Raw genomic sequence first — 22,412 nt, forward strand, 5'->3', positions numbered from 1 at the left:
TCCTCTACCGCGCGGTGCGCGACGACGCCGACCTCCGCTTCGCCACCATCGTCACCGCGATCGAGCAGCACCCGGGCGGTGTCGGGGTGACCCTCAGCGACGGCTCGACCGAGACCGCCGACCTGCTCGTCGGGGCCGACGGCCTGCACTCCCACACCCGGTCCCTGGTGTTCGGACCCGAACGCGACCACCTGCTCGACCTCGGCCACGTGGTCGGCGTGTTCATGATGGACCGGCGACCCGACTTCCTCACCGAGGGCGCCACCGCCAGCCTCACCTCGCGCGGCCGCACCGTCGCCGTCATCAGCCTCGGCGACGACCGGGCCGCCGCGTTCTTCGGCTTCCGCACCGACGACGTCGCCCGCGACCTCGCCGCCGGACCGCACACCACGCTGCCGGAGGTCTTCGGCGACCTGGGCTGGCTCGTGCCCGACCTGCTCACCCGCCTGCGCACCGCCGACTCCGTCTACTACGACACCCTCAGCCAGGTCGTGCTCGACCGGTGGAGCGACGGCCGGGTCGTGCTGCTCGGCGACGCCGCCTGGTGCGTCACCCTCTTCGCCGGCTACGGCTCCTCACTGGCCGTCGGCGGCGCCGACCTCCTCGGCACCGCCCTGGAACAACAACCCGACATCACCACCGCCCTGGCACGCTGGGAGGCCGAACTGCGCCCGGAGGTGCGCCGCAAGCAGAAGCTCGGCCGCCGCGTCAAAGGGCTCTACGCACCCGCCGACCCGTTCCGGCTGTGGCTGCGCGACCTACCGCTGCGCACCGCCGCGCTGCCACCCGTGAGCCGCCTGCTCAAGCGCCGACTCCAACTGGCCGGCTGACCACCGGGCCGTGGACCCTGGAGGTGGTGGTCCGGTGGAGCCGGGGAACGAGGTCGCCCGGCGGGTCTCCCCCTGGGTTCACCGGGTCGGCGGCGCGGGGCGGGCGTCCCGCACGGCGAACGGGGTGCCCTGCTGGCAGGTGGTCGCCTGGCCGGGCTGCGCCACGCCCTCCACGACGACATCGGCACCCGCTCGCACCACCTCCGGGTCGGCGCCGAGCAGGAGGAACTGCCCGGTCTCCGTCGCCAGGACCAGGCAACCGGCCTCCACCCCCGCCTCCACCCGACCGCGCAGCGTCACCTCGGCGCGGGCAGGTGTGGAGGTCTCCGTCGCGGTGGCGGGAGCCGAGGTCGGTGAGCTCTCGCAGACGGGCGGCGGCATCAGGTCACCGTCACCGGTCGCCTCGACCATCGCGTCCAGCGTCGTCTCGCCGGCGCGCTCGAACACGAACGTCAGCGGCACGGTCGTGCCGGCGAGCACTTCCCTCGTGAAGTCGACGAGCCGCAGGTGGTAGGCGGAGGCGGCGCCGGCCGTCGCGCCCTCGGCGGGCACCTCGATGCGGTCCACCGGCTCACTCGTCCCGTCGCAGTCCCGGTCGGCGTGCAGTTCGACCCGCGTCGCGGCACCGCTCCGCACCGCCACCAGCGCGTCCGCGTGGTCCGCACGGCTGAGCAGCGTCAACCAGACCGTCGCGTCGTCACCGGGCCGCCAGCGGTGCTCCGGCGGAGGTTCGACCACGACGTTGCGCAACTCGACGTCGCCCACCTGCCCGTTGGACCCGATCGTGCCGCTCTCCAACTGGCGCTGGGGCTCACCGCAGGACACCACCGCCACCGCGACCGCGGCGACGACGGCTCGCAGAACAAGGGCTCGCAGACGGTCCATAGTCGACGGCTACCCACCGGCGACGCGCCGCAACACCTGTGCCCCACCGTCAGGTAATCGCAAGGTGAACCTGACGACAACCTTGCGATCCAGCCGGCTGCGGGGTGACTTGCTGACGATCTCCTTGCGGTGCAACGCCGATCCGTCCGAGCACGGGAACGGGAACCTAGCCTCGGAGGTGACCGGACCACCGAGCGACGGAGGCGACAGATCGTGATCGACATCGACACCACGGCCGCCCGGGCCATCGACGAGCTGACCGCGGCCACCGGGGTCGGACGTCAGGGTGGACTGCGGATCGCGTGCGCCGACCACGCGGACGACCGCGATTTCGAGTTGTCCATCCAGCCGCACCCGGCGGTCGACGACGTGGTGGTCGTCCGCGACGACGCCCGCGTCTTCCTCGACCCCCGCGCCGCGCGGGCGCTGTCGGGCAAGGTGCTCGACGTGCGCAGGCGGCACGCGGGCCGGATCCACTTCGGCGTGTACCCCCAGGCTTGAGAGGAACCCGGGCACCACGCACGTGGTGATCCGGGCCGTACCTTCCAATCGGCTTGCGTAGTGCCGCCGCGGCGCGATCCGACGCGGCGGGCCGGCCGCCCTGACCCGACAATCGAGGCATGACGCTCTCCGTGCTGCTCGTCGAGGACGACGAACACATCAGGCAGGCCCTGGGGCTCGCGCTCGACGACGAGGGCTTCGCCGTCACCGACGCGGTGTCCGGCGAAGACGCCCTGGACCTGTTGCGGACCACCACGTTCGACGTGGTGCTGCTGGACCTGATGCTGCCCGGCGTGGACGGCTTGGAGGTCTGCCGAACCCTGCGCTCCCAGGGCGACCTGCCCATCATCATCGTCACCGCTCGCACGGACGCGAGCGACGTGATCGCCGGGCTCGAAGCCGGCGCCGACGACTACGTCACCAAGCCGTTGATGGCCAGCGTGCTCGCCGCCCGCATGCGCGCCCTGTTGCGCCGCACCGGCCGCCAGGACGAAGTCCTGCGCCTGGGCGACGTGGAGGTCCAGCCCGAGGTCGGCACGGTGCTGCGGGCGAACACGGAGGTGCACCTGACCCGCACCGAGTTCCGGCTGCTGGTGGAACTGGCCTCGGCGGAGGGCCGGGTGGTCAGCCGCGAGCAGCTGCTGCAGCGGGTGTGGGGCTACGACTACTTCGGCGACACCCGGCTGCTGGACGTGCACATCCGTCGCCTGCGCCGCAAGGTCGAGCACGACCCCGACGACCCGAAACTGATCGTCACCGTGCGCGGCGTGGGCTACCGGGCCGGCCTCTGATGCTCCGGCTGTCGTTGCGGTGGCGGGTCGCCCTGGTCCTCGGCGCCGGTTCGCTGCTGCTCACCAGCGCGATGGCGGTGCTGGTGTGGAACCTGGCCTCGGGGTACATGCTGCGCCAGCGCGAGCAGAGCGCCACCCGGCAGGCCGAGGTCAACGTCCGGCTGGTCGACGAGGCCCTGCGCACCGGCTCCGACGCGCTCGAAGAGCTGCTGACCGGCCTGACCACCGGCCCCGACTCCACCGTCCTGCTCTACCGGTCGGGTCAGGTGCTCACCAGCGGCCGGCAGATCGATCCGCAGGTCCTGCCCGAGGAGCTGGTCGACCTGGGCCGCCGCGGCGTACCGGCCTCGCAACGACTCGTCGTCGACGGCATCCCGGTGCTGGCGGTGAGCCTGCCGATCAGCTCCACCGACGCCGCCTACGTCGAGCTCGCGCCCCTGGTGCAGCTGGACAGCACCTTCCGCTTCCTCAGCATCCTGCTGATCACCGGAACCGTGGCCAGCGGGCTGCTGGGCGTCGCGCTGGGCTCGTGGGCCAGCGGCCGCGCCCTGCGTCCGCTGACCGAGCTGACCAGGGCCGCGTCCCGCATCGCGGGCGGCGACCTCAAGGCGCGCCTGCCCACCCAGACCGACCCCGACCTGGCGCACCTGGCCACGACGTTCAACTCCACCGCCGACGCGCTGGAGGAACGGGTGCTGCGCGACGCCCGCTTCGCCGGCGACGTCAGCCACGAGCTGCGCTCACCCCTGACCACCATGGTGAACGCGGCCGAAGTGCTCCGCCGCCGCCGCGCCGAGATCCCCGGCACCGCAGGCCGCGCCCTGGACCTGCTCACCTCCGAGGTCGACCGGTTCGCCCGCACCGTCGTGGACCTGCTGGAGATCTCCCGCGCCGACCAGCAGGCCGACGACACCGACCTGGAGCTCATCGACCTCGCGTCGTTGGTCGACAACGTGCTGGAGTCCCGTCCCGGCACCGAGGTCCCGGTCCGGACGGAACCCCCCGGCCCCCGGGTCCTCGGTGACCGCCGCCGCCTGGACCGGGTGGTGAACAACCTGCTCGACAACGCCGAGCGCCACGCCGGTGGAGCGGTGCGCGTCGCGGTCCGGTCCCACGGCGGCCGCGCCAGGCTGGAGGTCGACGACACCGGGCCGGGCGTGCCGCCCGAGCTGCGCGACCGCATCTTCCACCGCTTCGACCGCGGCACGCGGGCGGGCAGCCGCGGCACCGACACCGGCAGCGGCCTCGGCCTGGCCCTGGTCGCCCAACACGTCCACCGGCACGGCGGCGCGGTGTGGGTCGAGGACAGCCCCGGCGGCGGCGCCCGCTTCGTCGTGGAGCTCCCGGAGGCACGCCGGTGAAGACCACCCCAGCGCTCGGGCTGACCGCCTGCGCCGTGCTCACGCTCTGCGGCGTCCTCACCGCCTGCGGCGTCACCGCGCAGGACGAGCCGCAACCGCTCACGACCTCCACGGTGGCGCCCGTGCACACGCCGACCGTCACCCAACGTCCGGACCCCACGGCCCCCGCACCTGCCTCGTCGACGACCGCGACGACGCCGGTCCCGGCCACGCCGACCCGCTGACCTTACGTGCCGCGGCGACCTTGCGGTTGCCTTGCGAGGTCCGCCCGGCCGTTTAACGCCTCGTCACCCGGGAACGCTCGGACGGGAGCGGTGCCGCTCCACCACGGCGACAGCGCGCACCGCGAGTGCGCCCCAAGGCCCACCTCGGCGAACGAAGGGGCAGGCGATGAGCGTGGCGTCACGGCAGACCGGGGACCGGGGGTTCTTCGGACATCCGCGAAGCCTCGCGCACCTCTTCGGCGTGGAGATGTGGGAGCGGTTCTCGTTCTACGGGATGCAGGGCATCCTGACCATCTACCTCTACTACTCGGTGGTCGAGGGCGGGTTGGGACTGCCGGAGGCCACGGCGACGAGCATCGTCGGCGCCTACGGCGGGGTGGTGTACCTGTCGACGATCGTCGGCGCCTGGGTGGCCGACCGCCTCGTGGGATCCGAACGCGTCCTGTTCGGCAGCGCGGTCCTGATCATGTTCGGACACGTCGCCCTGGCCCTGGTGCCCGGTTTCCTCGGCGTCGGGATCGGGCTGTGCGCGGTCGCGCTGGGCAGCGGAGGGCTGAAGGCCAACGCGACGGCCATCGTCGGCTCGCTGTACGCCGAGGGCGACGAACGGCGTGACGCCGGGTTCTCCCTGTTCTACCTCGGGGTGAACGTCGGTGCGTTCACCGGGCCGCTGCTGACCGGCCTGGCCCAGGAGGAACTGGGCTTCCACTACGGCTTCGGGCTGGCCGCCGTCGGCATGGCGATCGGGCTCGCCCAGTACTCGTTCGGCCGGCGGAAACTCCCCGAGGGGGTGAACGTCGTGCCGAACCCGCTGCCTGCCGGCCGCCGGCCGTTGGTGGCCGCGGGCGCCGTCGCGGTGGTGGCCGCCGTGGTCGCGCTGGTGGCGACCGGTGTGGTGCGGCCGGACAACCTCGCCACCACCGCGGTCGTGGTGATCCTGGTGGCGGCGCTGGCCTACTTCGCGGTCATCCTGTCCAGCAAGAAGATCACGGGTGTGGAACGGCGGCGGGTGGTGGGCTTCATCCCGATGTTCCTCGCCAGCTTCGTCTTCTTCGCGCTCTTCCAGCAGCAGTTCACCGTCGTGGCGATCTACGCCGACCAGCGGCTGGACCGCACGTTCTTCGGCTGGGAGATGCCGGTGTCGTGGGTGATGGCGATCAACCCGATCTTCATCATCGTGCTCGCCGGGGTGTTCGCGGCCCTGTGGACCAAGCTCGGCCCGCGGCAGCCGTCCTCGCCGGTCAAGTTCGCGCTCGGCACGGTGTTGATGGGGGTGGCGTTCCTGCTGTTCCTCCCGGTGGCCGGCGGCGCCGCCAACACGACACCGCTGCTCGCGCTGGTCGTCATCCTGCTGGTGTTCAGCGTCGCGGAACTCCTGCTCTCACCGGTCGGGCTGTCGTTGTCGACCAAGCTCGCACCCGCCGCGTTCCGCACGCAGATGGTGGCGTTGAACTTCCTGTCGATCGCGCTCGGCACCGCCACGGCGGGTTCGCTGGCCAAGTACTACAGCGTGGACGACGAGGCTCCGTACTTCGCGTTCGTGGGCGGCACGGCGGTGGTGCTGGGTGTCGTGCTCGCGGTGGCCAGTCCTCACATCCGCAAGCTGATGAGCGGCGTCCGCTGAGCCGGGAGCCGACGACGGCGTGGTGACGTCGGACCTGAGCGCCCACATCGTCGCCGCCGTGCCGGGCTTGCCCGGTGCAGGCATGGGGGTCGGTCTCCTCGCGGGGTCGGCCGGCCCGCCGGAAAAGGCAGCGGGCCGGCCGGGTCTCGACTGATGCGGGGGTTACGGCGTGACCGAGAGCAGGTGGGCCTTGAAGCCCTCGCCGACACCGGGCTCGGGCGTGCCGGCCCAGTCCTTGATGAGCACCGCGCCCGTGGTGCAGCCCCACGGGGTCCAGGTCCAGGCGAGGTAACCGATGTGGTTCGCGTCGGCCCAGTCCGCCAACCGCTCCATGTAGTCGTAGCCGCAGTTGTCCTGGCCGAACTCGCCGAGCACGACCGGCACCTGCTGGGCGACCGGTGCGATCTGGGTGTCCCAGCAGGTCTCGGTGACGCAGGCGTTGAAGCTGTAGGCGTGCCACGACGCGGCGATGTTGTTCAACGGGTCGGTCGGCTTGTGCGCCAGCCACTCCCGCATGTCGTTGGCCCACTCCAGGCCGCCCAGCATGAGGACGTTGGTCGCGCCGGTGGCGCGCACGGCGTCGACCAGGTCCTGCATGCCGGCGGTCTCGTAGGAGATGCCGGTGCAGGCGCCCCCGTCCCGCCAGCACTGCCAGCCCAGGGTCTTGTCCCAGTTGGCGGCCATCTCGGGGTACGGCTCGTTGAACAGGTCGAAGACGACGGCGTCGTTGCCCTTGAACGCGGTCGCGACGCCGGCCCAGAACTGCGGCGCGTACTTCGCGTCCGGCATAGGCTTCTGGCACAACGCGTGCTCGTCCTTGCAGTGCCAGTCGGGACCGGTCGTGTAGGCGCCCCAGGTCCAGTGCAGGTCGAGGATCACGTTGATGCCGTTGGCGACCAGCAGGTCGACGTAGTCCTTGACGGCCTGCTGGTAGGTGGCGCCGCCGGGCGAGCCGTGGACGCCCAGCCAGCACTCCTCGTTGAGCGGGACCCGCACCGCGTGGATGTTCCAGGTCTTCATCGCGTCCACCGACGCCTGGTCGACCGGACCGCCGTCCCACATGCCCTTGCCCTGCACGCAGGCGAACTCGCTGCTGGAGCGGCTGACCCCGAGCAGCCGGTACGGCACGCCGTCCGCCGTGACCAGCTTGTTGCCGGTCACGTGCAGTTCCGGCGCCGGCCCGTCGACGGGCGGAGTGGTGGTCGTCGTGGTGGTCGTCGTCGTGGTCGGGTCGACACCGGTGCACGCGGCGCCGTTCACGGCGAAGCCCGTCGGCTTGGCGTTGGCGCCGCTGTAGGAGAAGTTCGCTCCCGCCGACACGCTGCCCTTCGCGGCGATGGTGCCGTTCCAGCTCGCGTTGGTCACGGTGATCTGCTTGCCCGACTGCGACCAGGAGCCGTTCCAGCCGTGTTGCAGGGTCTGGTTGCCGGCGTAGGAGTAGGTCAGCGTCCAGCCGTCGACCGCCGACGAGCCGAGGTTGGAGATGGTGACGTTCGCGCCGAACCCGCTGCCCCAGTCGTTGGTGGTGTAGTCGACTCGGCAGGCGAACGCCGCTTCCGCGCTCCCGCCGCTCGCCCACGACCCACCGGCCGCTGCCACCAGGGCCGTGCCCGCGATGGACACCACGGCGCCCAGCGCGGCGATCGAGGCACGACGTTTTCTGGTTTTCTCGAACATCTGCACTCCTTTGTGCGAGTGACACCTGGTCCGCCACCGTGTGGTCCGGAAGCGGTTTCCGCAGACGGAAGAAGAGGGACGCCCGGTCGAAGATGGCTGTTCCCGACCGCGCGCCCACCGACGAGATCGAGCAGGAAGGGCCGACGGGGCGGTGGCGCCGGAATCGACGGCTTTGTTCCGCAGCACCCTTTGTCAGCCCGAGGGCGGTGCAGCGATCAGCCGAACCGGAGTCCGACGAGCGCCCGTGAAGAAGTCGCTTCCAGCACGCGGGGACGCGGCAGACCGACCGGCCGGGAGGCCCGATCGGTGCCCTCACCGGGGACTGGATCGGATTCCGCGGTGACGGAGCGGTAGCCGATCCAGCGCCACAGGGCGTCCACTCGTCCGCCGGCAGGCACTTCCGGGTCGGCGACGACCTCCGGCACGGCGCCTCCGGCTAAGCGCGAGCGCCGGCCGTCCTGCGGGTTCGAGCGCGTCATGGTGGCCCACTTCCTCGTCGATCAGCGGGGAGTCGGAGCCCTCAGATAGTTACTCAGGTAGGTGAACTAAGTCAACTCCACCGGCGTACCAGGAGGTGGCACCTGCCTTGGGGGAAGCCGCTTGAGCGGGATATACCCGCAGTTCAGCGCTTTGTTAGGCAACTTGAAATGCGGAACTGGAGCGACGAGCGTGGTCGCCTTGATCCTCGGCGCAGGACCCGCGATCGAGGACACCGGCCGTGACGTCACCGCAGTGCGCGGACGTGCCGCGTCGGTCCGGCCCTGCGGTCAGGTCTGCGCTGCTTCCCTCTCGGTTCGACCGCCACCCGCTCGGGCGGGCGCCGGCCGCGCCCCGCCCTCGGAGCGGCCGTCACCGGGGATCAGCTCGCTCTGCAGCACGAGAACCGCCCCGCCGATCGCCGCCGCGTCCGATCCGTTGACCGACGGCATCACCCGCACCGGGTGCGCCTCGCGGGCGAACACCCGACGGTCCAACTGCTCCTGGATCACCGCCTGGTAGATCGAGCCCGCCACCGCGAAGCTCTGCCCGGACAGCACGATCACGTCCAGGTCGAACAGGGTTGCCAGGGAGACCGCGGCATGACCGATGTAACGCGCCGACCGCTCGACGAGTTCACGGGCGTCCGGGTCGCCGGCGTTGGCGGCCGCCACGATCCGGGCGAACTCGGTGAGGAAGTCGTCACCGGTCGGGTCGAGCGCCAGTCGTCGGGCCAGTGCCGGGATCGCCAACGCCTGCCTGACCAGCGCCGACGGGCCGGCGAAGTTCTCCAGGCAGCCGACGTTGCCGCACGGGCACTCATCGCCGTGCACGTCGACCGAGATGTGGCCGATCTCCGCGCTGTTCGACGAGCTGCCCCGGTACACCTCGCCGGCGACCACCACCCCGCCGCCGATCCCGGTCGCCATGTAGATGCAGCCATAGGCGCTGCGCGGGTCCACCGCGCCCATCCAGTACTCACCGATGGCGGCCGCCGCGGCGTCGTTGTCGAGCAGCACCGGCAAGCCCAGGCTCTCCTCGAGACCTCGCGCGACGGGGTAGCCGTGCCACTCCGCGGTGGGGTACGGCGTCAGAAGCACACCCGCACGCCGGTCCTGCGGGCCGTAGCTGACCAGGCCGGCCCCGAGCACCTTGGCGCGCTCGACGGCCGCCGTCGCCAGCAGGGCGTCCACCTGCGCCGCCACCATCGGCAGCGCCCGCTCCGGCGGCATCGACGCCACGCCCTGGAACGAGGTCCGGGCCACCGGCCGCCCGGCCAGGTCGACGACCACGATGACGCAGGTGTTGCGCTCCAGCTGGATCCCCACGCTGTAGCGGGCCTGCGGGTTCAGCTGGACCAACGTGCGCGGCTTGCCCCCCGTCGGCGCACCACGACCGGCTTCGACGACCAGACCGTCGCCCAGGAGCTCGCGCACGACCTCGGAGATCGTCGCACCGGTGAGACCGGTTGCCGTCGCGAGCTCCACCCGGCTGATCGAGCGCGCCGCCCTGATCACGTCCAGGACCAGCCCGCGCGTCTTCGGCCGGTTCGCCCAGACCGGGCTCCTCGCCACGGTTCCCTCCCAGTCCCAGCTTCGTCGGACCACATCATCCATCGGGCTCATCCGGGCCGTCGTCGATCACAGTCCGCCGACAACCCCACCTAGCAGCACGTTTAGCTATCATAACGAACTTAATAAAGCGCGGGCACGCGGCCGACGCCAGCGGAGACGACCGGGCGGCGGCACGGGTCGGACGTCGTCAGCGCTCTTGCACGCTCGCCTCAGACGGATCTACGTCTTCTTCGTGACCGAGACCAAGTAGCACCCGCCTGGGTGCACCGGGACCATTGCGCGCATGACAGCGAACGCGCCATCGGCGGCACAGGGGTGCGTCTTCTGCGCCATCGTGGCGCGACAGGCCGAGGCCAGCGTGGTGCACGAGGACGAGACCGTCGTGGTCTTCATGGACCTGAACCCCGTCACGCCCGGCCATCTGCTCGTCGTGCCACGCAAGCACGCGGCGGGCCTCGAAGACCTCGACGGAGCCACCGGCGCCCACGTTTGGTCGGTCGGTCACGACATGGCACGAGCCTTGCGCCGCTCGAACCTGCGCTGCGAGGGGATCAACGTCCTCCTCTGTGATGGCGAGGCCGCCTTCCAGACGGTCTTCCACTTCCACCTTCACGTGATCCCCCGTCACGCCGGAGACGGCTGGACCCTCAAGGCCGATCCGCCGGAACGCGAGAGGTCGCTCCTCGACCGCGACGCGCAAGCAGTCAAAGACGCCATCGCGTCGCCGGACTGACCGGTCACGTCCGCTCATGCCACCGAGCGACCAGCGGGCCGTGACCGAGCTGGGATGATGTCGGTGATGAGCACTCAAGCGGAAAGTGACCAGGCGAGCCTTCGGCAGCGGTTGGAGGCGTTGAAGCTGCCGGTCGTGTCGCTCCGACGTCACGGCTTCGTGATGCCGGCAGATCCGGGCGCGATGATGCGGGAACCCGAGGCAGTAGGCGTGGGTCCCGACGGTACGGCCTTCGCCGTGTGGCCTCACCGCGATGGCGGCAACCGGAAACAGGTGACCTGGCACGTTGGCGGCCGGCGGAGAGTTGTCGGAGCCGTCGACGTCGAGACCGACCTACAGGTGCGTTTCGTGCAACCGCTGCCCGGGGAGCGCGTTCTACTGGTGGCGGCCCGGGCCGGCAGGTTCGGCGAGGTCAACGCGGAGGTGTGGACCAGCAGCGGCGAGCTCGCGCACAGCGGTCACCTCGGTGACGCGATCGAGGAGCTGCTGACCACACCCGAGGGCAAGGTTTGGGTCGGGTACTTCGACGAGGCGATGGGCGGGAGTGGGCCGGAGGGGCACGGGCTCGCCCGCTTCCGGGGAGACCTGACCGCCGAGTGGCTCTATCCGCTGGATGCCGGTCTGCCCTACATCTCCGACTGCTACTCGCTCAACGTCGAAGGTGAGACCGCCTACTTCTGCCCTTACACCGAGTTCCACGTCCTGTCCGCTACCGGCTCGCAGGTGACCGATTGGGGACCCTCCCCGTGCAGGTCGGCTTGCCACCTGCTGCGACGCGGTCCGGACCTCGCTCTTCTCCGCGGCACGGGCCCCGAGTACGACGTCGCGACGTTGCTGCGGATCAGCCGCGACGGGGTGCACCAGGAAGGCGGGCGATGTCGTGTGGTCCTGCCCGACGGCATGGAGGCCCGCCAATTGCGTTACACCGGCAGAGGCGATGTGCTGCACGCCTTCCTCCGATCGACCTGGTACTCCATAGACCTGGACGGTCTGGGCGCGGCAGCGGGCCGCCCCGGCGCGTAGTCGGCACAGCGTCACGGATGATCCAGCGGTGAACGCGACGGCCCGGAGCTTGCGGTTGATCGGGTACTGGCTCGGCCCTGAGGCGCCCGGGTGGCCCGATGTCCGGTCGTTCGTCGATCCCTCACCCGATGCCGCGCTGCGCGATCGCGTGGTGGCATACCTCCGCGGCGGGAGCGTGTTCGTCGCTGCCGCGGGCACGTCGGCATGTCGTCTCTGCGGGCGGATGAACGGTAGTGCGGAGCTGACCGACGGCGTTCGCTTCGTCTGGCCCGAAGGGCTCCCGCACTACGTCGAGGCCCACAACGTCAGGCTGCCGGCCGAGGTCACCACGGCGATGGACGTCGTCCCACCGCCGGTCGACGTCGCCGAGTTCGAGCGCCGCCTGCTCGACACGCACGAGTTGATCATCGACGCGGACTGGTGGCGAGACCTCAGCGGAAGCTGACGTCCGGGCGTTGACCCGATCACCTCGTCTCGCTAATGTCGGATCCGGCGTGGCCCACGCCCCACCTCCATCGACTGTCCCCAGCACAGTCCTGGCCGGAGGCAAAGGGACTTCTCGTCTCGGGTCGCTGTCGTAGTCCGTCCGTCTCGGGCGTGGTGGTCGCCGGGGGACCGTCGTCCGGGATCCGGAAGGCCCTCTCATGACAGCGAACCGGAATTTCAAGCGCAAGGTCCGAGCCCGCGCGGCCAAGACCGGGCAGTCCTATTCGACTGCCCTGCGACACTTCCGCCTGGGTCACTTCCGGCCGACTCCGACACGAGAAGCCATGCCGGAATCCGACCACGTGCGGCTGGCCGTGGCCCAGACCACCATGCGCAGCGAACCTCGTGACAGCGCCGAGTTCCGCGCCGGCGGGCGCGACATCCGTCGGATGATGAGTGAGGCGCACGACGCGGGTGCGACGCTCGTGCACTTCCCCGAAAGCGCGATCTGCGTTCCCGGCAAGTACATCCTGTCCGGTGGCGACCCGGCCGAGGCCGGGCCGGCGAACTGGGACCTGTTCGCCTGGGGCGCGCAGCGGCAGGAGCTGACCGCGATCGCGGCACTGGTTGGGGAACTGGGGCTCTGGACCGTGCTCGGCTCAACCCATCGCCTGACCTCGCCCCACCGTCCGCACAACAGCCTGTACGTGATCTCCGACCAGGGGCGGCTCGTCACGCGGTACGACGAGCGCATGTTGTCGAACACCAAGATCACCTACCTGTACACGCCCGGATCGAGCCCGCAGACGTTCACCGTCGGCGGTCTGCGGTTCGGGCTCCTGCTCGGGATGGAGGTCCACTTCCCCGAGCTGTTCCTCGAGCAGGAACGGCTCGACGTCGACTGCGTCCTGTTCTCGACACACGGGCCGGGTGAGCGGCCCGACGACGGGACGTTCGCCGCCGAAGCACGGGCGCATGCGGCCGCCAACCGCTATTGGGTCAGCTACGCGGGGCCGACGTGGGGCGTGCCATCCGGTGTGATCTCTCCGACGGGGCACTGGGACGCCCGGTGCCTCGAGGTCGGGAGGCCCGGACTGGCACTTGTCGACCTCGACAGCAGTCGGGAGAACGGCGCACGGCGGTGGAGGCGCACCGCGCGATCGGGGATCTATGAGCCGCACTTCGTCCCCGAAGACCGCAGGAGCAACGACGTCCACTCGTTCTAGAGGTCCTTGCAGAAGCCGCCACGGGAAGATCGGGCCGGCCACCACCGGAAGGGACCGTCAGCGCCGCTATCCGCTCATGCCGATGTCAGGACGTCCGAAAGCTCGTGATCCGGCCTGTGTTGAGGCTTCTGCCAGAGGAGTTAGTAGGACTGCGCTCGGTCGAGGTTCGAACGAGGGTCGGCAACGCACTCTCATGGCGCTGATCGGCCGTCACGGCGCAGCGGGGCGGTCGTGCGGCGGGTCGAGCGATTTCCACGTGAGTTCGGGCAGTGGGCCACTGGTGATGTCGAGGTCCGCGCGGGCACGGGCGTAGAACTCGTTGCGCAGTCGCATGGCACTGCGGTAGGCGTCGGCGAAGGAGGACGGGTCGGGGTCGTCCTCGCGCAGGATGTGCTCCAGCCGCCACACCTGCTCGCTCCACGTTCGTGCGGCGGCGATGGTCGACGGCTCGCCGAGGAGCAGGACGGTCTCCCACCGCGCGGCTCGTTCGGTCTCCGCCTCCGCGAGGGCCGTGAACGCGGAGTCGAGGTCGATGGGCTGACCCGTGGACAGCAGCCCCTTGGTCTCCGCGATCCGGCGGCACAGCCGGACCATGTGCTTGACCGCGTTGGCGTACTCCGAATACGCGACGAGGCGTTTGTCGTCCCACCGGGCGGACTGCGCTCGTCGCCAGCGGATCCGCTCGGTAGCGGACGTGACGACGAACGTCGCGGCTGAGCCGAGCAGGACACCGACGATGGTCAACACCTGCGCAACAATCGGGTTCACGGATCCCAGCCTGCCGGCTCTCCGGACGACTCAGGCGCTCATCCAACGGCAAACGGACGCCGACCCGAACCGTCGGCACCGGGCCGCCCCTCGACCGGTGTGGTGCAGCGGGCAACGCATGGACATGCCGATGTGAGTGCGGCGGATGGTGGCCGGATGGCACTTGAGGTGGTTGGAGAGGCGCGCCGCGTGGCTCGCAGGGAACCGCGGCGCCGTCCTGCCGGCCGCTGGTATGTGCGACGACAGGTGCGCGCGGTAACGCGAGGAGCGTCTCGAACTCTGAGGACCTGGGCGGCGGGGCTCAGGACGCCATCGGTGTCGTGGGCGGGGCTCTTCGCGCCTTTCTAGGACGACGCCCCAAGGTGGGCTCCCTGGTCAGGCGCGGGCGTAGCGGTCGGCGAGGGTGTGCAGCAGCGGCCTGAGTTCGCTGGGCGACTCGACGGTGAAGTCCATGCCCAGCATGCCGATGTAGGCGGCGATCGTGTCCAGTGAGTCGGCGCCGGTGACGAGGACCGAGGTGGTGTCGTTGACGGTCTCGACCACGCCGACGCCGGGGTGGATCCGGTCGAGGACGGCTTGGGCCGGTGCGTCGACCCGGAGGCGTGCGTGCACCTGCCAGCCCGTGAACGCGACACGGCGCATGGTGAAGCTCGTGTAATCCTCGTCGGGCAAGGCGGTGGGGGCGAACCGGCGGTGGGTGCGCATGCGTGGCGTGATCCAGTCCGCCCGGTAGACGTCCCACTCGCCGCTGGACGGGTCGCGGGCCACGAGGTACCAGCGTCGCTTCCAGGCGAGCAGGCGGTAGGGCTCGACGAGCAGCGAGGTGTCCCGGTAGTCGAAGCGGAACCACTCGACGTCGTGGATCGCGGTCGCGATGGTGCGCAGCACGGCGGGGTCGACCTCGGGGTCCGGGGCGTCGGTGTCGGTGTTCTCCGGCGCGTGGTCGACGACCGAGGCCAGCGCCTCCACCGTCGGACGCAGGCGTGGCGGCAGGACCTGTTCGAGCTTGGCCAGCGCGCGGGCGCTGGAGGTCTCCAGCCCGGCGATGCCGCGGCCGGCGCGCAACCCGATCGCCACGGCCACCGCCTCCTCGTCGTCCAGGAGCAGCGGGGGTAGCTTGCCGCCCGCGCCGAGCCGGTAGCCGCCCGTCGCGCCGCGGGTGGCCTCGACGGGGTAGTCCAGCGTGCGCAGGCGCTCCACGTCGTTGCGGATGGTGCGGGTCGTGACGCCCAGCCGCTCGGCGAGTTCGGTGCCGCTCCACGACGGGCGTGACTGGAACAGCGCCAGGAGCGCGAGGAGCCGCGCCGATGTGTCCGCGGTCACTACGACGACCTCCGTCTTATAGGAACGAACCTTTCCTATAGGCACTCTAACGTCTGTGCCATGACGAACACGGAGATCCGCCCCTTCCGCATCGAGGTCACGCAGGCCGAGCTGGACGACCTGACCGGTCGCCTCGACCGCACCCGCCTGCCGCAGCCGGCGCCGGGCGACACCTGGGAGCACGGCACCCCCAACCACTACCTGCGGGAGGCCGTGGCGGCGTGGCGCGCGTTCGACTGGCGCGCCGCCGAGGAGCGCATCAACGCCCACCCGCACTTCGTCACCGAGATCGAGGACCAGCCGATCCACTTCATCCACGTCGAGTCGCCGCACGAGGGCGCGACGCCGCTGCTGCTCGCGCACACCTACCCCGGCTCGTCGGTCGACTACCTCGACCTGATCGGCGGGCTCACCGACCCCGTCGCCCACGGCGGGCGCGCCGAGGACGCGTTCCACGTCGTCGTGCCGGACGCGCCCGGCTTCGGCTTTTCCAACCCGGTCACCGAACCGGGCTGGACCACCGCCCGCGTGGCCCGCGCCTACGACACCCTCATGCGCAGGCTCGGCTACCAGCGCTACGGCGTCCACGGCTCGGACAACGGCGCGATGGTCGCCCGCGAGCTCGGCATCCTCGCCCCGGAGGGCTTCCTGGGGTTGCACGTGCTGCAGCTGTTCTCCTTCCCGTCGGGCGACCCCGCGGAGTTCGAACGACTCGAACCGCAGGACTACGCCGGTCTGGAGCACATGCGGTGGTTCCAGAAGGTCGGCGGCTACAACACCATGAACGCCAGCAGGCCGCAGACGGTCGCGGCCGGGCTCAGCGACTCGCCGGTCGGGATGCTCGCCTACAGCGAGCTGTTCAACTCCTTCGGCAACGGCACGTCCCTGGTGCCGCTGGAGACCATCCTCACCGAGGTGTCCGTCAACTGGTTCGCGAACGCCGCCGCGGGCATGACCCGGTCCTACTTCGACAACGCGGCCGCCCCCGCCGACGAGCCCGCCCCGGTGAACGCCTCCCCCACCGGCGTGGCCGTGTTCGCCGACGACTTCCAGACCATCAAGGTGTTCGCGGAACGGGACAACTCCAACATCGTGCACTGGAGCCGGTTCGAGAAGGGCGGCCACTTCGCCGCACTCGAAGTCCCGGAGATCGTGGTGGACGACATCCGGGCGTTCTTCACCGCGCTGCGGTGACCTCCCGGCAACGGCCTCCCCACCCCGCGGATGCCGCACATGCCCCTCGCATGTGCGGCATCCGCGTTTCAGTCCCGGTTCGGTCGGGGGCAAGCCCGATTCGCAGCGGGCCTGGGGGCGTCACGGGGTCAGAGCCAGCCGCGCTGCTTGGCGGCCAGGGCCGCCTGGAAGCGGGTGCTCGCGCCGGCCCGGGCCATCAGGTCCGCCACGTGGCCGCGGAACTTGCGGACCGAGACGTGCAGCGAGCGGGCGGCCGATTCGTCGGTGTCGTGGTGGGCCAGGGCGTGCAGCACCCTCCGTTCGATCGGGGACAAGGGGTGGTCGTCGAGGTCCCGCGCGCGCGACCACGTGCCGTCGAAGACGTCGACCAGCATCGCGACCAGGCCGGGCTGGCGGATCTGCAGCACGCCTCCCGCGTGCTCCGCCGGGTCGGCCCGGACGAACGCGACCGCGCGGTTGACCAGGACGAGATGGCGCACCGGCTCGGTCGTGACGCGGTGCCGGTCGCCGACCGCGTGCCACTTGCGGACGTGGTCGTACCGGCCCGGGTCCTCCAGGGCGTCGGCCGGCACCAGCGTCCGGCTGCGCAACCCGCGCGCCAGCAGGCCGGCGAACGGCGTGCCGGTCCCGTCGTCGTGGACGCCGTCGCGCACCCGGGCGAGCTCGCCCGGCTCGTCGGCCAGCAGGCCCAGGACGCGCCGCACCGCGGCCGAGCCGTCCGGGACGTGCTCGACCAGGTGCACGGGCCGGCCGCTGCGGTGCTCCTCGCTCAGCTCGGTGAGCACGTCCCACGCCCGGGTCAGCCCGGCCAGCTGCCGCCGCGTCCGCTCCAGGCGGTGGCGCACCAGCAGGTCGACCGCGACCGCCGGCTCCACCGCGGTCGCCGCGTCGTCCACCAGGCCCAGCGCGCGCAGCTGTGCGGCGACCGCGCGGGCGTTCGGCATGAGCAGCTCGGCGCCCGCGCTGTCCACATCGGACGTGCGGCTGCGCAGCAGGTGGCGGTACAGCCGTTCCTGGTCCGCGGTGAGGCCGAGGTCGAGCAGGCCTGTCATGGTTCCCCCTCCCCGGAGCCGGCCTAGCGCCGGGGCCCGTAGGTCAGGCGCCGCAGGACGGACTCGGCCGGGCCGGGCCGGGTGGGCGACGCCGCGGCGACCAGCACGGCGACGAGCCACACCGCGACCGCGACGACCACGCCGACCAGGGTCGGGCTCGCGAACCGCTCGTCGAGGGCGAGGGTGAACGGCGCCAGCAGCACCAGCCACGCCACCGACTGGAACAGGTACCCCGACAGCGACCGCCGCCCCAGCGCGGCGAGGGCGCCGACGACCCGGCCGGACGGCGTGACCCGCATGGCGAGCAGGCCGAACACCGCCACGTAGCCCGGACCGGCGAACATCCCGCTGCCGCCGTGCAGCAGCAGCACCAGCTCCGCCGTCGACTCGTCCACGTGCAGCCAACCCGCGCCCACCAGTGCGGCCGGGAGCCCGCCGGCGACCGAGAGGCCGATCCCGACGACGGCGGTCCACCGGAGCACGGCCACGTGGCGCGCCGGCTCCTCCAGCACGCGGCGGCGTGCGGCCCACATGCCCAGCCACGAGATCAGGACGAACGGCAGGGCGGTCGCGGTGTGCACCGGCCACTCGCCGAGCCGGTCGAGCAACGACGTGAGGTAGTCGGGCGCGACGAGGGACGCGACGTGGTCCACGGGCAGCGGGGCGGACCCGGTCGACCCGAGCACGCCGCCGAGCGCGACGACGGCGATCACGACGACCTCGACCGCGGCCACCGCCCAGATGACCAGCGCGATCCGGTGGAACTTGTCGCCGCGGCGCAGCAGCGCCAGCGTCATCACGAGACCGACGATCCCGTACGCGCCGAGGAAGTCGCCGTAGTACAGCAGGGTGCCGTGCACGAGTCCGAACGCGACGAGCCACGCGTTGCGGCGCACGAGCACCGAGCGGACCTCGCCCGGCGTGGCGCCGGAGGCCGCCTGGCGGCGGGCGAGCTGGACGAGCCCGTAGCCGAACATCACCGCGAAGACCGGGTAGCCGCGGGCGTGGGCGAGGTCGAAGAGCAGGAAGGTGAGGCCCCGGTCGACCCCCTCGGGCGCCGGGTCGAGGCCCGGCTCCCCCGCGAAGACCACGCCCGCGGCGTTGGCCAGCGCGATGATCAGCAGCATCACGCCCCGGGCCAGGTCGGGCGCGAGGGCCCGTTCACCGGGCCGGACCGGACCCCTGGTCGTGCGTGGCGCGGCGTCGAACCTCATGCGTTCCCCCAGGTTGTGATTGGCCAGCATTAGTGTGCCTGACAAAGTATCAGGTGCAAACTAATTGCTTCTGGCATGATGGGGCGAAATCGGCCGAAGTGGACACGAGGGCATGGCGAGCGAGGACTTCGTTCCGGCGGCGTTGCGCCGGTTGTGGCGGATGTCCGAGCCCTCGCGCCTCGGGCGGCGACCGGCGCTGGACATCGACCGGGTCGTCACGACCGCGGTGGAGATCGCCGACCGCGACGGGCTCGGCGGCGTGACCCTGCCCAAGGTGGCCCAGGCGCTCGGCTTCACCGGCATGTCGCTCTACCGGCACGTCGGCTCGAAGGACGAACTGCTCGTGCTCATGGCCGACCACGCGCTCGGCCCGCCGCCGGAACCGGCCGGCGAGGGCTGGCGCGACGGCCTGCGCGACTGGGCGTTCGGCCAGCGGGCGATCTTCCGGCGCCGGCCCTGGCTGGTGCAGGTGCCGGCCTCCGGACCGCCCTCCGGGCCGAACCAGGTCGCCTGGATGGAGGCCGCCCTGGTGGTCCTGGCCCGGACCGGTCTGGACTGGCCGCACAAGCTCGGCGTGCTGTCCCTGGTCGGCGGGTACGTGATCCACTCCGCCCGCCAGGACGGCGAGTTCACCGCGGCCAGGGCCGAGGGCCAGGAGCAGGCCGAGGCCGAACGCGACTGGGCAGTGGCCCTGGCCCGCCTCGTGCAGGGCGGCCGGTTCCCGGAGACCGCACGGCTGTTCTCGTCGACGTTGTTCTCCGCGCCGCCGGTCGTCGCCGGCGTGGACATGGCCGACGCCGACTTCTCACTGGGCCTGGACGTCATCCTGGACGGCGTGGCCGCGCGGATCGCCCGCACCTGACCGCGCAACGTCCGCCGTGCACGATCCTGCACGGACTCCTGCAACCGCTCGCTCTTCCGCGCGACCGCCGGTGATCGACATCCTGGCGTCATGGACCGATCCGACGTCATCGACACCTGCACCGCCATGGCCTGGCACGCCGACCACCGCGAGTGGGACCGGCTCGGCCGGGTGTTCGCCGACGAGGTGACCCTCGACTACACCAGCCTCAACGGCGGCGAACCGGTCACCCTGACGCCCGCGCGGATCATCGAGGGCTGGCGGGCCGGGCTGGGCGCCTACGCGGCGACCCAGCACCTGCTCGGCAACCAGCCGGTGACCGTCACGGGCGACACCGCGGTGTGCACCGCCACCGGCCAGGCCACCCACCGCAAGCCCGACGGCGCCCTGTGGACGCTCGGCGGCTTCTACCGCTTCGACCTGGTCCGCACCGGCGAGGGCTGGCGGATCGGTGGCGTGGTGCTGACGGTGGCGTGGAGCGAAGGTGAGCGGTGAGGCCGGCGGTGATCGCGGGCGTGGCCGCCGCCGTCCTGGTGGCCGGCGCGGCGGCGCTCGTGGCCGGTGACGACTTCCTGCGCGCGGTCGTCACCGACGCCGTCCACCCGGTTCCCCCGACGACCGCCTCGGTCGACACCCTCGACCCGGCGGCGCGGCGCTACCTGGACGCCGTCGCCGCGCGGGACGCCGACGCGGTGGCCGCCGCGTTCGCGCCCGACGCCGTGGTGGTGGACGTCGGGCGGGAGATCCGCGACCGGGACGCGATCCGCGCCTGGGCCGAGGCCGAGGTGGTCGGCGGCGCCTACACCCTGCTCGACCACGGCCCGCGGCCCGGCGGCGTCACCCTGCTCGTCCGCTTCCAGCCCGGCGGCGCGGGCGGTTTCCGCGCCGACTACGGCTTCGACATCACCGACGGCCTGATCACCAAGGCAACCCTGGAGTACGCATGAACAAGGTCACCTTCGACAGCGACGGCGTGACCCTCACCGGCAACCTGTTCCTGCCCGACGGCGTCGAACGGGCGCCCGGCGTGGTGGTCGCGGGCACGTGGACCAGCGTCAAGGAGCTGATGGCCGACCGCTACGCGCGGCGCCTGGCCGACCGCGGCTACGCGGCCCTGTCGTTCGACTTCACGGGCTTCGGCGAGTCCGCGGGCGAGCCGCGGGACGTGGAGGACCCGGCGCGCAAGGTCCGCGACATCCACCACGCGGTGGGCTTCCTGGCCGCCCACCCCGCCGTGGACGGCGACCGGCTGGGCGCGCTGGGCATCTGCGCCGCGGCGATGTACATGGCGGACAACACCGCCCGCGACCCCCGCGTGAAGTCCCTCGCCCTGGTCGCGCCGTGGCTGCACGACGCGGCGATCTGCGAGGTGGCCTACGGCGGCGCGGACGCGGTCGCGGAGAAGATCGAGATCGGCCGCGAGGCGCGCTCCCGCTACGACGAGACGGGCGAGATCGACTACGTGCCCGTGGTCAGCGCCACCGATCCCCGGGCCGCCATGCCCTACGACATCGACTTCTACCTCAACCCGGACCGCGGCGGCATCCCGTCGTGGCCCAACCGGTTCGCCGTCATGTCCTGGCCGGACTGGCTCACCTACGACTCCATCGCCCTCGCGCCGCGGATCACCCGGCCCACCCTGCTCGTGCACAGCGAGGACGCCGCCATCCCCGACGGCGCCCGCCGCTTCCACGCCGGGCTGACCGGTCCCGCGGACATCCTGTGGACTCAGGGCACGCAGTTCGACTTCTACGACCAGGAGCACCAGGTGACGCTGTCGGCCGACACCGCCGCCGCCCACTTCGGGAGAACGCTGCGATGATCCTCGTCACCGGAGCCACCGGCAACGTCGGCGGCGAGGTCGTCCACGCGCTGGCGCGGGCCGGCGCACCCGTGCGCGCCCTGGTGCGCGGACCCGTCGAACTGCCGGTCGAGCAGGTCGTCGGCGACCTGGACCGGCCGGACTCCGTCGACCCCGCGCTCGACGGCGTCCGCGGCGTCTTCCTGCTGCCCGGTTACCGCGACATGCCCGGACTGCTCCGCCGGATCGCCGCCGCCGGGGTCGAGCGGGTGGTGCTGCTGTCCAGCCAGGCCGCCGTGGCCACCGACACCGCCAACGCCGTGTCGGCCTACATGGTCGAGTCGGAGGCGGCGGTCCGGGAGTCCGGTGTGGACTGGACGTTCCTGCGGCCGGCCGCGTTCACGTCGAACGCCCTGCGGTGGCTGCCCCAGCTGCGCGCGGGCGACGTGGTGAGCGACGCGTTCGGCGACGTGCCCATCGCGTCGGTCGACCCGGCCGACATCGCGGCCGTGGCCGTCGCGGCGCTGCTGGAGCCGGGTCACGAGGGCCGTGCCTACCCGCTGAGCGGGCCCGAGGCGCTCCTGCCCGAGGACCGGGTGCGGATCCTGGGCCGGGTGCTGGGCCGTGACCTGCGCTTCCACGCGTTGGGTGACGACGAGGCCAGGGAGCGGATGAGCGCCACCACGCCGCCCGAGTACGTCCGGGCGTTCTTCAGCTTCTACCGCGACCGCACGATCGACGAGACGACCGTGCACCCCACCGTGGAGCAGGTCACCGGCCGGCCGCCCCGCACGTTCGAGCAGTGGGCCACCGCCCACGCCGGGCTGTTCCGCTGAGCGGTTTCGT

At 71.6% G+C, this 22,412-nt stretch carries 23 protein-coding genes; 16 read left to right on the forward strand and 7 right to left on the reverse strand.

The features are described 5' to 3' along the window. Positions 1 to 830: FAD-dependent monooxygenase (locus AB0I91_RS29770; RefSeq protein WP_499639899.1), on the forward strand; the 830-nt coding region annotated here is incomplete at its 5' end. Positions 831 to 908: 78 nt separating this feature from the next. Here AB0I91_RS29770 and AB0I91_RS29775 read toward each other — a convergent pair. Beyond that, complete coding sequence (locus tag AB0I91_RS29775; RefSeq protein ID WP_499639901.1) at positions 909 to 1,715, reverse strand: copper chaperone PCu(A)C; 807 nt, start codon at positions 1,713 to 1,715, stop codon at positions 909 to 911. Positions 1,716 to 1,928: 213 nt separating this feature from the next. Between AB0I91_RS29775 and AB0I91_RS29780 the strand changes: the two genes are divergently transcribed. The 5 genes from AB0I91_RS29780 to AB0I91_RS29800 all read left to right on the forward strand — a co-directional run bounded on the left by AB0I91_RS29780 (position 1,929) and on the right by AB0I91_RS29800 (position 6,216). Then, the gene (locus tag AB0I91_RS29780) at positions 1,929 to 2,216 is read left to right on the forward strand and encodes a hypothetical protein (RefSeq protein ID WP_499639903.1); all 288 of its coding nucleotides are present in this window, start codon (positions 1,929 to 1,931) and stop codon (positions 2,214 to 2,216) included. 119 nt (positions 2,217 to 2,335) lie between these two features. Next, complete coding sequence (locus tag AB0I91_RS29785; protein WP_498778014.1) at positions 2,336 to 3,007, forward strand: winged helix-turn-helix domain-containing protein; 672 nt, start codon at positions 2,336 to 2,338, stop codon at positions 3,005 to 3,007. Further along, positions 3,007 to 4,368 (forward strand): sensor histidine kinase, encoded by a 1,362-nt coding sequence (locus AB0I91_RS29790; protein WP_498778016.1) that lies wholly within the window; start codon positions 3,007 to 3,009, stop codon positions 4,366 to 4,368. The genes AB0I91_RS29785 and AB0I91_RS29790 overlap by 1 nt, the downstream gene beginning before the upstream one ends. After that, positions 4,365 to 4,592 carry a hypothetical protein gene (locus tag AB0I91_RS29795; RefSeq protein WP_499639904.1) on the forward strand — a complete coding sequence of 76 codons (228 nt, stop codon included), beginning with the start codon at positions 4,365 to 4,367 and terminating at the stop codon, positions 4,590 to 4,592. The genes AB0I91_RS29790 and AB0I91_RS29795 overlap by 4 nt, the downstream gene beginning before the upstream one ends. A 166-nt stretch (positions 4,593 to 4,758) precedes the next feature. After that, positions 4,759 to 6,216: a peptide MFS transporter gene (locus AB0I91_RS29800; protein WP_499609164.1), complete on the forward strand. Its 1,458-nt coding sequence runs from the start codon at positions 4,759 to 4,761 to the stop codon at positions 6,214 to 6,216. Between the two features lie 162 nt (positions 6,217 to 6,378). Here AB0I91_RS29800 and AB0I91_RS29805 read toward each other — a convergent pair whose 3' ends face one another. Both AB0I91_RS29805 and AB0I91_RS29810 read right to left on the reverse strand, forming a co-directional pair. Continuing rightward, complete coding sequence (locus AB0I91_RS29805; RefSeq protein ID WP_499639906.1) at positions 6,379 to 7,893, reverse strand: cellulase family glycosylhydrolase; 1,515 nt, start codon at positions 7,891 to 7,893, stop codon at positions 6,379 to 6,381. Between the two features lie 767 nt (positions 7,894 to 8,660). Continuing rightward, positions 8,661 to 9,944, reverse strand: a complete 1,284-nt coding sequence (locus tag AB0I91_RS29810) for an ROK family transcriptional regulator (RefSeq protein WP_499609159.1) — start codon at positions 9,942 to 9,944, stop codon at positions 8,661 to 8,663. Positions 9,945 to 10,227: 283 nt separating this feature from the next. Here AB0I91_RS29810 and AB0I91_RS29815 point away from each other — a divergent pair, with 283 nt between their 5' ends. The 4 genes from AB0I91_RS29815 (at position 10,228) to AB0I91_RS29830 (ending at position 13,352) form a co-directional block, all read left to right on the forward strand. Next, positions 10,228 to 10,677 (forward strand): HIT family protein, encoded by a 450-nt coding sequence (locus AB0I91_RS29815; protein WP_498778026.1) that lies wholly within the window; start codon positions 10,228 to 10,230, stop codon positions 10,675 to 10,677. A gap of 66 nt (positions 10,678 to 10,743) precedes the next feature. After that, positions 10,744 to 11,700, forward strand: coding sequence for a hypothetical protein (locus AB0I91_RS29820; RefSeq protein WP_499639908.1), 957 nt, complete (start codon positions 10,744 to 10,746; stop codon positions 11,698 to 11,700). Between the two features lie 28 nt (positions 11,701 to 11,728). Then, complete coding sequence (locus AB0I91_RS29825; protein WP_498778030.1) at positions 11,729 to 12,145, forward strand: hypothetical protein; 417 nt, start codon at positions 11,729 to 11,731, stop codon at positions 12,143 to 12,145. 199 nt (positions 12,146 to 12,344) lie between these two features. Further along, positions 12,345 to 13,352 carry a carbon-nitrogen hydrolase family protein gene (locus tag AB0I91_RS29830; RefSeq protein WP_499639910.1) on the forward strand — a complete coding sequence of 336 codons (1,008 nt, stop codon included), beginning with the start codon at positions 12,345 to 12,347 and terminating at the stop codon, positions 13,350 to 13,352. A gap of 210 nt (positions 13,353 to 13,562) precedes the next feature. Here AB0I91_RS29830 and AB0I91_RS29835 read toward each other — a convergent pair whose 3' ends face one another. Both AB0I91_RS29835 and AB0I91_RS29840 read right to left on the reverse strand, forming a co-directional pair. Beyond that, the gene (locus tag AB0I91_RS29835; protein ID WP_499639912.1) at positions 13,563 to 14,120 is read right to left on the reverse strand and encodes a hypothetical protein; all 558 of its coding nucleotides are present in this window, start codon (positions 14,118 to 14,120) and stop codon (positions 13,563 to 13,565) included. Between the two features lie 375 nt (positions 14,121 to 14,495). Then, a complete protein-coding gene (locus AB0I91_RS29840) occupies positions 14,496 to 15,443 on the reverse strand; it encodes a helix-turn-helix transcriptional regulator (protein WP_499639914.1) in 948 nt (315 codons plus the stop codon). A gap of 60 nt (positions 15,444 to 15,503) precedes the next feature. Between AB0I91_RS29840 and AB0I91_RS29845 the strand changes: the two genes are divergently transcribed. Continuing rightward, the gene (locus AB0I91_RS29845; RefSeq protein WP_499639916.1) at positions 15,504 to 16,637 is read left to right on the forward strand and encodes an epoxide hydrolase family protein; all 1,134 of its coding nucleotides are present in this window, start codon (positions 15,504 to 15,506) and stop codon (positions 16,635 to 16,637) included. A gap of 128 nt (positions 16,638 to 16,765) precedes the next feature. On the opposite strand, the gene AB0I91_RS29850 is transcribed toward AB0I91_RS29845, so the two are convergent. After that, positions 16,766 to 17,689, reverse strand: a complete 924-nt coding sequence (locus tag AB0I91_RS29850) for a hypothetical protein (RefSeq protein ID WP_499639918.1) — start codon at positions 17,687 to 17,689, stop codon at positions 16,766 to 16,768. Positions 17,690 to 17,712: 23 nt separating this feature from the next. After that, entirely contained in the window at positions 17,713 to 18,903 is a 1,191-nt protein-coding gene (locus AB0I91_RS29855; RefSeq protein ID WP_499639920.1) for a DUF418 domain-containing protein, read from the reverse strand. 112 nt (positions 18,904 to 19,015) lie between these two features. Here AB0I91_RS29855 and AB0I91_RS29860 point away from each other — a divergent pair, with 112 nt between their 5' ends. The 5 genes from AB0I91_RS29860 (at position 19,016) to AB0I91_RS29880 (ending at position 22,402) form a co-directional block, all read left to right on the forward strand. Beyond that, positions 19,016 to 19,765, forward strand: coding sequence for a TetR/AcrR family transcriptional regulator (locus tag AB0I91_RS29860; RefSeq protein ID WP_499639922.1), 750 nt, complete (start codon positions 19,016 to 19,018; stop codon positions 19,763 to 19,765). Between the two features lie 90 nt (positions 19,766 to 19,855). Then, on the forward strand, positions 19,856 to 20,260 hold the full coding sequence (locus AB0I91_RS29865; protein ID WP_499639924.1) for a nuclear transport factor 2 family protein: 405 nt from the start codon (positions 19,856 to 19,858) through the stop codon (positions 20,258 to 20,260). Then, positions 20,257 to 20,712, forward strand: coding sequence for a nuclear transport factor 2 family protein (locus AB0I91_RS29870; RefSeq protein ID WP_499639926.1), 456 nt, complete (start codon positions 20,257 to 20,259; stop codon positions 20,710 to 20,712). The genes AB0I91_RS29865 and AB0I91_RS29870 overlap by 4 nt, the downstream gene beginning before the upstream one ends. After that, positions 20,709 to 21,587, forward strand: coding sequence for an alpha/beta hydrolase (locus AB0I91_RS29875; RefSeq protein WP_499639928.1), 879 nt, complete (start codon positions 20,709 to 20,711; stop codon positions 21,585 to 21,587). The genes AB0I91_RS29870 and AB0I91_RS29875 overlap by 4 nt, the downstream gene beginning before the upstream one ends. Beyond that, positions 21,584 to 22,402 carry an NAD(P)H-binding protein gene (locus tag AB0I91_RS29880; protein ID WP_499639930.1) on the forward strand — a complete coding sequence of 273 codons (819 nt, stop codon included), beginning with the start codon at positions 21,584 to 21,586 and terminating at the stop codon, positions 22,400 to 22,402. The genes AB0I91_RS29875 and AB0I91_RS29880 overlap by 4 nt, the downstream gene beginning before the upstream one ends. Positions 22,403 to 22,412: the final 10 nt, after the last annotated feature.

This window comes from Actinosynnema sp. NPDC049800 (genome assembly GCF_040656635.1).
Classification (GTDB): domain Bacteria; phylum Actinomycetota; class Actinomycetes; order Mycobacteriales; family Pseudonocardiaceae; genus Actinosynnema.